This window comes from Streptomyces albidus (ex Kaewkla and Franco 2022) (assembly GCF_013870515.1).
GTDB lineage: Bacteria > Actinomycetota > Actinomycetes > Streptomycetales > Streptomycetaceae > Streptomyces > Streptomyces albidus.
On sequence record NZ_JACBXA010000189.1, the window covers coordinates 1 to 11,792 of the forward strand.

An 11,792-nucleotide genomic window follows, 5' to 3' on the forward strand; every position below is an offset into this window, starting at 1 on the left:
CCTGGACCACGCCTACGGCGGCGGTCACGCCCGGCAGGCGCTGGTGCGCTATCTCGAGCACGAGGCGGAGCCGATGCTGCGCGGGGTGTACGGGGAGCAGCTGGGCCGGCGGCTCTTCGGCGCGACGGCCGATCTGACGCGGCTCGCGGGCTGGACGTCCTACGACATCGCGGCGCACGGGCTCGCCCAGCGCTATTTCGTGCAGGCGCTGCGCCTCGCCCAGGCCGCGGGCGACCGGGGCTACGGCAGTTATGTGCTGGTGACGATGAGCAGGCAGGCGGTCTATCTGGGGCACGGACGCGAGGCCGTGCAGCTGGCCCGGGTCGCGCAGCAGGGGGTGGGCACCACCGCCCCGCCGCTCGTGCAGGCGCTTCTGCACGCCGCCGAGGCGCGCGGACACGGAGTGCTCGGTGAGGTGCGCGCGTGCACGTCGTCCCTCGCCCGCGCGGAGCGGGCTCTGGAGGCGGCCAAGACGGGCGAGGAAGTACCGCCGTGGGCCCGCTTCTTCGACGAGGCCCAGATGGCCGACGAGACAGCCCACTGCCACCGGGACCTGCAGCAGTACAGGGCTGCGGCCCTGCACGCCGAGCGCGCGCTGCAACTGCGCGGCGCGGGCTTCGCGCGCAGCCGGCTGTTCTGCCGCGTCGTGCTGGCGACGGCTCGGCTGGGGCTGGGTGAGGTCGAGCAGGCGTGTGCGCTGGCAGGGGAGGCAGCTCAGCAGGCGGCTGAGATGCGCTCGGTGCGGGCCCACGAGTACGTACGCGACTTCGAGCGGAGGCTGGAGCCGTACCGGGACGCGGCGCCGGTGCGCGGCTACCGCGAGCGGGTGGCCGCACTGGGATGAGGGGCTGCGCCGCCACCGCCCGGGGCGGTGGCGGCGCGCTCACCAGCCGGTGCGCCCGTCGATGTGCTCCCGGAGGAGGTCGGCGTGGCCGTTGTGCCGGGCGTACTCCTCGGCCATGTAGACGAACAGCCAGCGCAGGTCGGCTAGTTCACCGTTGGGGCGGTGGAAGGTGTCGTCGGGGGAACGCCCGGCGGTTGCGGCGCGGGCCGCCGCGACCTCCTGGTGGTAGATCTCGAAGTCGCCCTGGGCGCTCTCCGCGGTGCCGTCCTCGAAGTCCCCCTCCATGTTGTCCTCGGTGAAGAAGATCCAGGGGAGGTCCTTCTCGCCGCCGAAGTGGTTCCGGAACCACCAGCGTTCGCACCCGGCGAGGTGCCGTGCCAGGCCCAGCAGGGAGAGCGTGGAGCGGCCGACGCTGCGCATCGTGAGCTGCTCGCCGGTCAGACCGCCGCACTTGTGGAGGAAGGTCGCCCGCCCCATGTCGAGCGCGCTCTCCAGAGCCGTTCTCTCGTCGGCCACGGACACGTACGCCGGGCGCTGCACTTCGGGAGTCGTCCACGTCATGCGCACACGCTAGAGCGCGGCACTGACAACGTCTCCCCCGCTGGTCGAGCGGGTTCGCTGAGCCCGGTCAGTCCAGCCGCCGCACCCCCGCCGCCGTCGGCCGGAAGCCGCACCGGGCGTAGAAGGCCGTCAGGGCTTCCTCGAAGTCGACGTGCAGCCACAGGGCGCCCGCCGCCCTCGCCTCGTCGGCTGCGCGGCGGACGAGGCGCACGCCCAGGCCCTGCCTTCGCACGCCGGGATGGACGGTCGTGTCCAGCACGAAGGCGTGGACGCCGCCGTCCCCGACGACGTTGACGTATCCGACGAGTTCGTCACCGCGGAAGGCGGCGACCCACAGCAGGCTGCGCGCGTGGCGCGGCCCGAAGCCGGTGTGCCTGTGCTGCGCCCAGGACGCGGCGAAGAGGGCGTTGAGTTCGTCGTCGCCGAGCGGCGGACGCACCTGCAGCCGCACCGTCGGCCCGCTCGTCACCGCCGCGCGACCATCTCGCAGGGGATCTCCATGGTCACCATCGTCGGGCCTCCGGAGGGGCTGGTGACGGCGAGGACGCCGTCGAACTGGCCCAGGCGACGTTCGATGCCCGCCATTCCCGAGCCCTTCTTCATCTCGGCGCCGCCCCGCCCGTCGTCGGTGACGGCGATGCGGAGCATCCCGCCCGCGGCCTCGCTGTAGTGGATGTCCAGCCACACCTTGTCGGCGCGGGCGTGCTTGGCGGCGTTGGTGAGGATCTCGCTGACCGCGAAGTACGCGGCGGACTCGACCGGTTCGGCGAACCGGCCCGGCAGCTCGATGTCGGTCTCGACCGGGACCTGCATGCGCAGGGCGAGGGCCTTCGCCGCGTCTCCGAGTCCGCGTTCGGCGAGTACGGGCGGATGGATGCCGCGTACGAGGTCGCGCAGCTCGGTCAGTGCCTCCGCCGAATTCTCCCGTGCCTGCGCGAGGAGCTTCTTGGCCTGTGCGGGGTCCTTCTCGATGAGCGCCTCGATGGTGCCGAGGCTCATGCCCATGGAGACCAGCCGGGCCTGCGCGCCGTCGTGCAGGTCGCGTTCGATGCGGCGCAGTTCGGCGGCGGAGGAGTCGACGGCGTCGTGCCGCGTCTCGTACAGCCGCTCCACGCGCTGTTCCAGCTGGGCGCCCCGGCTGGGCGAGATCATGCCCTTGACGATGAGGAAGTGGCCCTGGATGAAGTAGGGGTTCGCATACAGCGCGAACGCGATCAGGGCAGTGCCGAGGCAGGCGCACAGCACGGCCGTGCCGAAGCCTTCGACGGGGATGAACGCGTACCAGTACTCGTGCTGCACGGCCTTCCAGACGCCCGCCATGATGACGAAGCCCTCGATCCCGTACGCGACGAACGCGGCCGGGAAGAGCGCGGAGACGAAGCCCCCGACGGCGTCGGTCAGGAGCCAGACCAGGTCCCGCCAGGTCGCCGGGTCCCCCAGCAGCCGGATGCACTGCTTGACGACGCCGCCGGCGCCGTGTGCAGGAGGAAGGGGACGGTAGGGCGGCGGCACCGTGTAGCCCGCCCAGTCGCGGGCGAGCACGCGGCGCTGGTTGGCGTGCATGCGCACCAGGTGGGTCACGGCCGGTGTCGTGAAGAGGCCGACGCCGAGCACGATGAAGGCGATCGACAGCACGCTCACGATGAACAGGGCGAGCGAGACGCCGAGCGAGAGAAAGCACAGAGCCAGCCCGCGTGCCGCTGCCAACAGGGCCGCGCCGGCACGTCCGCGCAGCACCGGGTCGCTGACGACCTCTTCCGTCTTCGCCCGCAGGTTCACGTCGCACGCTCCCTCTCCCCGTACCCCGCCCGCCGGAACGCCCCGGTCCCACCGGTGTCCGCCGGTACCGCTCCAGTCTGCGCCGTGGTGCACGTCCCGGACATGGGGACCGGCCCCCGGAAGACGGTGTACCTGGCGACACCCCCCGCACTCGCCCTTCGTCTCCGGGAGAGGGGGCTTCGGCGGCTGGGGACGCCGGGCGTCCGTTCCTAGCGTCGAGGCCATAACTTATCCGGCTCTGACGAGGGGGAATCCAGCGATGCACGACAGTTCGAGGCCGCCAGGGCGGCACGGAAGCGGGGAACGGCCGGCACCACGGCGACAGCGTGGAGGGGGCCTGGCCGCACGGCTCGGGGGCTGGAGCACCACGCACCGCAAGACGGCGATCGTCGGCTGGCTGCTGTTCGTGATCCTCGCCGCGGCAGCCGGCGGCATGACGGGCGTGGCCGAGATGAAGCCGTCCGAAGGCGAGGTCGGGGACTCGGCCAGCGCCACCCGCATGCTGGAGGAAGCCGGAATCGAGGAGCCCGCGGGCGAGATGGTCATGGTGACCAGCAAGACCCGCGACGGCTGGCGTGGGACCGCCGGCGACGTCGCTTCGGCGGTCGAGGCCACCGGCGACGTGAGCAACGTGCGGGCGCCGGTGCCCTCCGAGGACGGCACGGCGGGACTGCTGAACTTCCAGATCAAGGGCGAGGCGGCGACGTCGGGAGACCGCATCCAGCCGGTGCTCGACGCGGTGGAGAAGGTACGGGCGAGCCACCGGGGCGAGGGCGTCGAGGTCCACCAGTACGGACAGGCCAGCGCCGACAAGTGGCTGGGCGAGATGCTGGGGGACGACTTCGCCAAGGCCGAGTGGACGGCCGTACCGCTGGCGCTGGGCATCCTGCTGGTCGCCTTCGGCGCGCTCGTCGCGGCGCTGCTGCCGGTGGCGCTCGCGGTCACCGCGTTCATCGCCGCCAACGGGCTGCTGGCCCTGGCCAGTTACCAGCTGCACATCTTCGACACCACCAGCTCCGTGATGCTTCTGATGGGGCTCGCGGTGGGCGTGGACTACTGCCTGTTCTATCTGCGCAGGGAGCGTGACGAGCGCGCTGCGGGACGGGACGCCGAGACTGCGCTCCAGGTGGCCGCCGCGACCAGCGGGCGTGCCGTGCTGGTCTCCGGGTTGACGGTCATGGTGGCGATGTCCGGCATGTTCCTTTCGGGGCTGCTGATGTTCAAGGGCTTCGCGGTGGCCACCATCCTGGTCGTGTGCATCGCGATGACGGGTTCGGTGACGATCCTGCCCGCGCTGCTGTCGTGGCTGGGTGACCGGGTGGAGCGGGGCCGCCTGCCCTTCGTTGGCGGACGCGGCAGGCGCAAGCGGTCCCAGCAGCAGGGCGGGCGCCGGCCCAGCGGATGGATCTCGGCCGTGGTGCTCCGGCCCGTCCTCGCCGCTCCGGGAGTCTTCGCGGTGCTGGGGACGGTGGCCATGCTCGTACTGTCCGCGCCCGCGCTGGGCATGAAGACCGAACAGCTCAACCTCGACAAGCAGATGCCCTCCGAGTCGCCGCTGCGCATCAGCTCGGAGGCGATCAACGAGACCTTCCCGGGTGGCCCCGCGCCCGCCCGCGTCGTCGTCAAGGCGGCGAACATCGAGGCGCCGCAGGTACGCCGGGCGCTGGCCGACTTCACCGATCAGGCCCGCACGGACGGGCAGTTCGGCAAGGGCGTCACCACCACGCTGCACCGCGAGGCGGACATCGCCCAGATCTCCGTGCCTCTGGCGGGCAACGGCACCGACGCCACGTCGAAGGCCGCCGTGAAGGAGCTGCGCGAGGACCTCGTGCCGAGCACTCTGGAGCCCGTCGCGAAGAACGGCCGGGCCTACGTGGGCGGAGAACTGGCCAGCTCGATGGACTTCAACAACCAGCTGCGTACGGGCATCGTCCCGGTCTTCGCCTTCATCACGGCGGTCACCTTCCTGCTCATGCTGGTCAGCTTCCGTTCGCTGCCCGTCGCAGCCGCCTCCGTCGTGCTCAACCTGCTGTCGGTGGGCGCGGCGTACGGCGTGATGACGGCCGTCTTCCAGCACGGCTGGGGAGCGGAGCTGCTCGGCACGGAGGCGGTCGGCGCGATCGAATCGTGGATGCCGCTGTTCGTCCTGGTGGTGCTGTTCGGGCTGTCGATGGACTACCACGTCTTCGTCGTCTCCCGGATCCGCGAGGCCCACCAGCGAGGTGTGCCCACCCGCGAGGCCATCGCCGAAGGGGTACGCGCGACGGCCGGCGCCGTGACGGGCGCAGCGGTGATCATGGTGGCGGTGTTCGCGGTGTTCGGCACGCTCTCGATGCAGGACATGCAGCAGATGGGCGTCGGCCTGGCCGTCGCGGTGCTGCTGGACGCGACGCTCGTACGGATGGTGCTGCTGCCCGCGGTGATGACGCTGCTCGGCGAGCGCAACTGGTATCTGCCGAAGTGGCTTCAGCGGCTCCCGAACCTGGAGCACGGGGACCCGGCAGGCGGTGCACCACCGGCGCGATCCGGCGAATCCCCCTGGGACGCGGCCGACCCGTACGGACAGCACCGGCCCGGACAGCCGGAGAGTCCCTACGTGTCAGCACACGGCCGCTGACGCTCTCCGCCGGTGCCGACGCGCCTTCGTCCCGCGACTCGAACGCGGTGACGGGGCGCGTCGCACTGTGTGGCGAGACCGACTGTTTTCGCAGGTCAGATGAGCTGCATGGACCTCGGTGAGCACGGCTCACACGCGTGGCGCGATCCGGCGAGCTTCTCTCGTGAGGCCGCGTTTCACCCCGTACGCTGCCCCCATGCCGCACATCACCGTCGACTATTCCGATGCACTCGCCGACAACTTCGACCGCCGCGGCTTCGGCCTGGCCCTGCACCCGCTGCTCGCCCGCACGGTCGAGGGCTCCGTGGCCGGCTGCAAGACGCGGTTCCGGCAGATCGAGGAGTGCGTGATCGCGGACGGCGCGGACGAGGTCGCCATGCTCCACGTCGAAGTGGCGCTTCTGTCGGGACGTACGCCGGAGGCGAAGGCCGAACTCTCCCGCGCGGTGCTCGGCCTGGCCCGCGACCACGTCAAGCCGATGCCCGGCATCACGCTGCACACCTCCGTCGACGTCTGCGATCTCACCCGCGGCAGCTACGCCAGCCACACCGAGGAGGAACGAGGATGAAGTTCGGACTGCTCGGCACCGGCCCGTGGGCCGTCAACACGCACGGACCCGCTCTCGCCGCCCACAAGGGCGTGGAGTTGGCGGGCGTGTGGGGGCGCCGGCCCGAGGCCGCCAGGGAGTGCGCCGAGAGCCTTCAGACCCGCACCTACGACGACGTCGACGCGCTGCTCACCGACTGCGACGCGGTCGCGATCGCCCTTCCGCCCGATGTGCAGGCCCCGTTGGCCGTGCGGGCAGCCGAGGCCGGATGCCATCTGCTGCTGGACAAGCCGGTCGCGACGACCCCCGGTGCCGCACGCCAGGTCACCGAGGCGGTGAGTGCCGCCGGGGTCGCCTCCGTCGTCTTCTTCACGCTCCGCTTCCGCCCGTCCACCGCCGAGTGGATCGACGAGCAGGCGGGCACGGAAGGCTGGTTGACGGGGCGCGCGGACTGGCTCTCCCCCGTCTTCGGCGGTGCCGACTCCCCGTACACGGCCTCGCCATGGCGCCGGGAGAGGGGCGCGCTGTGGGACGTCGGCCCGCACGCTCTGTCCGTGCTGCTGCCGGTGCTCGGCGACGTGTCGGACCTGTCGTCGGTGCGGGCGGCACGCGGCTTCGGCGACACCGTCCACATCATCCTGCAGCACGCCGGGGGCGCGTCGAGCACGTGCACGCTCAGCCACTCCGTACCGCCCGCGGCGGCGGGCGTCACGGCCGAGGTCAGGGGCAAGGCCGGCACGACCACCCTCCCCAACCGGGAAGAATCACCCGTCGATGCCTTCTCTCGCGCCGTCGACGCACTGGCGGAATCGGCGCGCACGGGCGTGGCGCATCCCTGCGACGCGGCCTTCGCGCAGCGGGTGACGGAGATCCTCGCGCAGGCGGAGTCGGTTCTGTAGCCGACCGCCTCTCCCCGCCGCGGCGGCACCGGGCCCTCTCCCTGAGAGCCGCGGGTCATGACGTATGCCCACAGGTCCACGCATCCGGCCGGTAGATTCAGGGGGCATCCCAGCTGCCCGGCCATCGTGGAGAATCCGTGCGCGTCGTCATCGCCGAAGATCTGTTCCTGCTGCGCGACGGACTGGTCCGGATGCTGGAGGCGTACGACTTCGAGATCGCCGCCGCCGTGGACAACGGGCCGGAGTTGAGCCGGGCACTTCTGGAACTGGAGCCGGACGTCGCCGTCGTCGACGTACGGCTGCCGCCGTCCTTCAGCGACGAGGGGCTTCAGTGCGCGCTCGAGGCGCGGCGCAAACGGCCCGGACTGCCCGTGCTGGTCCTCTCGCAGCACGTCGAGCAGTTGTACGCGCGGGAGCTGCTCGCCGACGGCACCGGCGGCGTCGGCTATCTCCTCAAGGACCGGGTCTTCGACGCGGACCAGTTCATCGACGGGGTGCGCCGCGTCGCCGCGGGGGGCACCGCGATGGACCCGCAGGTCATCCAACAGCTTCTCTCCCGCCGTGCGCAGGACAAACCTATGGGAAAGCTCACATCACGCGAGCGTGAGGTGATGGAGCTGATGGCGCAGGGGCGGTCCAACGCGGCCATCGCGACCCAACTCTTCGTCACCGAAAGGGCGGTGGCGAAGCACACGTCCAACATCTTCGGAAAACTGGGCCTTCCGCCCTCCGACGACGACAATCGGCGAGTTCTCGCAGTTCTGGCATACCTGGACGGGTCCGACCGGGGCTGACTACCTTCAGCTTGCCGCGCCTCTCGTGTCCACACACGGCACTCCATTAGCGTGCGCACCACACGTGACAGCTGTGACCAGCGGATTATCTGAGAAGTGGAGCACCCCCGTGGAGGACATCAACAGACGCACACTTCTGGGTACGGCCGGTGCTCTGGGTGCCGGTGCGGCGCTCGGCGGCAGCGCTGCCCCGGCAGCGGCCGAGGCGGCCGGCACGAATCCGCTGGCCATCGTCAGCGACATGGGGCCCGCCAAGGAGGCGGTGCGACGGCTGCTTCCCGACCACAGCGGCCAGATCGAGCTGACCGCCCTCACGAGCGGCAAGGAGCGCTTCCGGGTCTCCGGGACGGCCGGCAGCATCAAGATCGAGGCGACTTCGCCGGCAGTGGCCCTGACCGGCCTCCACTGGTACCTCAAGTACACCTGCGGAGCTCACATCTCCTGGTCGGGCAGCCAGCTCGGGCTGTCGAAGCAGCTGCCGGCGCCCGGCAGCCCGTACGAGCGCAACGCCACCGTGCCGCACCGCTTCATGCTCAACGACACCCACGACGGCTACACCGCTCCGTACGCCGACTGGGAGCACTGGGAGCACTTCATCGACGTGATGGCGCTCCACGGCTGCAACGAAGTGCTGGTGACGACCGGTTCGGAAGGCGTCTACCACCGGCTGCTGAAGGACTACGGCTACTCCGACGCCGAGGCGCGCCGCTGGATCCCCGCACCGTCGCACCAGCCGTGGTGGCTGCTGCAGAACCTCTCCGAGTACGGCGGCCCGATCAGCGCCGAGCTGCTCAAGCGCCGCGAGGACCTGGGCCGCCGCATCGTGACCCGGCTGCGCGAGCTGGGCATGCACGCCGTGCTGCCGGGCTACTTCGGCACGGTCCCCAACGACTTCACCAAGCGGAACCCCGGCGGCACGACCGTCCCCCAGGGGGACTGGAACGGGCTCACCCGGCCCGCGTGGCTCGACCCGCGCACCGCCGTCTTCCGCAAGGTCGCCGCCTCCTACTACGCGCACCAGAAGGCCCTCTTCGGCGAGATCCGGCACGTCAAGATGGATCTGCTGCACGAGGGCGGCAAGGCGGGCAACGTGCCCGTGCCCGACGCCGCACGCGCCGTGGAGAAGGCGCTGCAGACCGCGCTCCCCGGCGCGACGTGGATGATCCTGGGCTGGCAGAAGAACCCGCGGCGCGAACTCCTCGACGCGCTTCAGCACAAGAGCAAGACGCTGGTCGTCGACGGGCTCTCCGACCTGGAGAGGATCACCGACCGCGAGAAGGACTGGGGCGACATCCCCTACGCCTTCGGCACCATCCCCAACTTCGGGGGGCGCACCACGATCGGTGCGAAGACGCACATGTGGACCGACCGCTTCACCGAGTGGCGCGACCGTGCGGGCAGCAAGCTCGTCGGCACCGCCTACATGCCGGAGTCCACCCACCGCGACCCGGCGGCCTTCGAGCTCTTCAGCGAGCTGGCATGGCGTCAGGAGGCGGTGGAGCGGGACCAGTGGTTCACCAACTACGCCCGACTGCGCTACGGCGGCGACGACGAGAACGCGCGGACCGCGTTCGCCACGCTGCGAGCCACCGCGTACGAGATCAGCAGCACGGACGGGCGCCCGCACGACAGCATCTTCTCCGCCCGCCCCAGCCTCACCGCCCGCTCGGGCGCGCACTACGCCACCCACAGCCCGGCTTTCGACCTGGCCGACTTCGACCCGGCGCTCACCGCGCTGCTCAAGGTCCGCGAGTCGCTGCGCGGCAGCGACGCCTACCGCTACGACCTCGCCGACACTGCCCGGCAGGCCCTCGCCAACCGCTCCTGGCTGCTGATCGGCCAGTTGAAGCGGGCCTACGAGAGCGAGGACCTGGCCGCCTTCCGCAAGCTCAGCACCCTGTGGCTGACCCTGATGGGGCTGAGCGAGGAGGTCGCCGGGACGCACCGCTCGTTCCTGATGGGTCCGTGGCTGGCGGACGCGCGGCGCCTGGCCGGCAGCGTCGAGACCGAGCAGGACAAGCTGGAGCGCACCGCCCGTACGCTGCTCACCGCCTGGGCGGACAGGCCCGCCGCGGACAAGGGCCGGCTCGCCAACTACGCCAACCGCGACTGGCAGGGCCTCATCGGCGACTTCCACCTGCCGCAGTGGCGCTCCTACCTGGAGGCCCTGGAGGACGCCCTGGACCAGGGCTCGGACCCCAAGACCTTCGACTGGTACGCGCTCGAAGAGGCGTGGACGCGGGAGACGAAGGAGTACGCGCAGCGGCCCGTGGGCGACGCCTACCGCGTCGCGGAGCGCGTGCACACCGCGCTGGCGAAGGCGCCGTACCAGGGAAGCGTCACGGTCAAGTCCGACCCGGCCACTCTGAGGCCGGGCGCAAGGGGCGAGTTCAAGGCCGTCTTCCGCAACGAGAGCGGCCTGCGCTCGACCGGCACGGTCGACTTCTCCCTCAGAGGGCTCAAGGACGCCGAGCCGCAGGGATCCACCTCGGTGCTGCACGTCAAGCAGGGCGAGAAGGCCACCGTTTCATGGAACGTACGGGCGCCGAAGAACAAGCTCAAGGACCCGCTCGAGCCGCTCGAGTACGAACTCGCCGTGGAGTACGGGCCGGAGGGTGAGCGCCGCGTACGAGCGCCGCAGCGAGGTCAGCTCTACGTCGCCGGACCGCTGGACGACGAATTCTCGACGCTGAGCACCAACGACGCCGTCTTCGGCCAGCTCGGCGGCCGCTTCGCGATCAACGGCGCGGGCGACGACATGTGGAAGGGGACCAACCACTTCGGCGCCGTCTACCGCGAGGGCGCCCTGCGCGACGGCACCTCCGCCACCGTCCGCGTCACCTCGCAGGCGGACACGGGCCCTTGGGCGCGTGCCGGGATCATCGCCCGGAACGATCTGCCGGGGACGACCTCGCCCGGATTCGTGAATCTGTCCGTCACCCCCGGCAACGGTGTGGCCCTCTCCTACGACTCGGACGGCGACGGAGCCCTCGACAAGGTCGTGAGCGTCACCGGCGTGAAGGCCCCCGTGCTGCTGCGGCTCAACCGCGACGGGCGCTCCTTCCAGGGCGAACTGTCCACCGACGACGGCGCCAACTGGCGCTCGGTGGGGACCGTTTCGGTCCCCGGAGTGGTGACGAGCCAGGACGTCGGCCTGTTCATGTCCGCGACGAACGGCGGCAACGGGATGCGCGGCACGGTGGAGTTCAGCGACTGGAAGGTGAGCTGAGCAGGCCCCTGCGCGCGATGCCTCAAATTGAGCCCGTCCCTCCGCTCCGGCCGGAGGTGCGGGCTCACCGGCGTCCGGGGTGGTCCGCCGTGATGTGACCAACCCACCATTGGTTCGTTCTCGTGAACGTGAAGAACACGGCCCTCTCGGAAGAGACTTCGCGGCACCACGCCCGCACACCCGCTCGGGCACGCTCCGGGTCCCTCGACGTCGAGCAGGCCGAAGCCGCGCTCGTGGAGCACTATCCGCGGCTCGTACGGCTCGCCTATCTGGTGCTGCCGTCCTCCCAGGCCAGGCACCGGCGGGTGCTCGCCGCTCATTCGCTCGTGCAGCGGACTCTGCCCGGGGGACGCGGCTACGCCAGGGCCGAGCAGCAGCTCCCCGCACAGCGCCGGACCGCCGGATCCGAGGCGGACGTGCCGAAGAGGGGACGGGCTGACGCCGCGGGTACGGGGGGCCGGCGGAACGGGGAGGCTCCCTCGGCAGGTTGGCCGGGTTCGGCGACGGACGCCTACATCTGTC

At 71.0% G+C, this 11,792-nt stretch carries 8 protein-coding genes and 2 pseudogenes; 7 read left to right on the top strand and 3 right to left on the bottom strand.

Annotation, left to right across the window (positions count from 1 at the left end):
- Positions 1-844 (top strand): annotated as a pseudogene (locus H5J26_RS22700) (regulator); the annotation flags it as partial.
- A 39-nt stretch (positions 845-883) separates the two neighbouring features.
- On the opposite strand, the gene H5J26_RS22705 reads toward H5J26_RS22700, so the two are convergent.
- The 3 genes from H5J26_RS22705 to H5J26_RS22715 form a co-directional block, all read right to left on the bottom strand.
- Positions 884-1,405, bottom strand: coding sequence for a DinB family protein (locus tag H5J26_RS22705; RefSeq protein ID WP_181767790.1), 522 nt, complete (start codon positions 1,403-1,405; stop codon positions 884-886).
- A gap of 67 nt (positions 1,406-1,472) precedes the next feature.
- Positions 1,473-1,874 (bottom strand): GNAT family N-acetyltransferase, encoded by a 402-nt coding sequence (locus tag H5J26_RS22710; RefSeq protein WP_181767791.1) that lies wholly within the window; start codon positions 1,872-1,874, stop codon positions 1,473-1,475.
- The gene (locus H5J26_RS22715; RefSeq protein ID WP_419183839.1) at positions 1,871-3,184 is read right to left on the bottom strand and encodes a histidine kinase; all 1,314 of its coding nucleotides are present in this window, start codon (positions 3,182-3,184) and stop codon (positions 1,871-1,873) included. The genes H5J26_RS22710 and H5J26_RS22715 overlap by 4 nt, the downstream gene beginning before the upstream one ends.
- A gap of 259 nt (positions 3,185-3,443) precedes the next feature.
- Here H5J26_RS22715 and H5J26_RS22720 point away from each other — a divergent pair, with 259 nt between their 5' ends.
- From H5J26_RS22720 to H5J26_RS31060, 6 genes and pseudogenes are all read left to right on the top strand, one after another.
- Positions 3,444-5,801: an MMPL family transporter gene (locus H5J26_RS22720; RefSeq protein ID WP_181767793.1), complete on the top strand. Its 2,358-nt coding sequence runs from the start codon at positions 3,444-3,446 to the stop codon at positions 5,799-5,801.
- Positions 5,802-5,997: 196 nt separating this feature from the next.
- Positions 5,998-6,369, top strand: a complete 372-nt coding sequence (locus tag H5J26_RS22725) for a 5-carboxymethyl-2-hydroxymuconate Delta-isomerase (protein WP_181767794.1) — start codon at positions 5,998-6,000, stop codon at positions 6,367-6,369.
- A complete protein-coding gene (locus H5J26_RS22730) occupies positions 6,366-7,247 on the top strand; it encodes a Gfo/Idh/MocA family protein (RefSeq protein ID WP_181767795.1) in 882 nt (293 codons plus the stop codon). The genes H5J26_RS22725 and H5J26_RS22730 overlap by 4 nt, the downstream gene beginning before the upstream one ends.
- Positions 7,248-7,384: 137 nt before the next feature.
- The gene (locus H5J26_RS22735; protein ID WP_181767796.1) at positions 7,385-8,041 is read left to right on the top strand and encodes a LuxR C-terminal-related transcriptional regulator; all 657 of its coding nucleotides are present in this window, start codon (positions 7,385-7,387) and stop codon (positions 8,039-8,041) included.
- 109 nt (positions 8,042-8,150) lie between these two features.
- Positions 8,151-11,270, top strand: coding sequence for an alpha-N-acetylglucosaminidase (locus H5J26_RS22740; RefSeq protein WP_181767797.1), 3,120 nt, complete (start codon positions 8,151-8,153; stop codon positions 11,268-11,270).
- 122 nt (positions 11,271-11,392) lie between these two features.
- Positions 11,393-11,792: pseudogene (locus H5J26_RS31060) on the top strand (hypothetical protein); the annotation flags it as partial.

What these genes read in the sequence shown, in the direction of transcription:
- H5J26_RS22725 (WP_181767794.1), top strand. Translation starts at nt 5,998, where the DNA reads ATGCCGCACATCACCGTCGACTATTCCGATGCACTCGCCGACAACTTC.
- H5J26_RS22730 (WP_181767795.1), top strand. Translation starts at nt 6,366, where the DNA reads ATGAAGTTCGGACTGCTCGGCACCGGCCCGTGGGCCGTCAACACGCAC.
- H5J26_RS22705 (WP_181767790.1), bottom strand. Translation starts at nt 1,405, where the DNA reads ATGACGTGGACGACTCCCGAAGTGCAGCGCCCGGCGTACGTGTCCGTG.
- H5J26_RS22720 (WP_181767793.1), top strand. Translation starts at nt 3,444, where the DNA reads ATGCACGACAGTTCGAGGCCGCCAGGGCGGCACGGAAGCGGGGAACGG.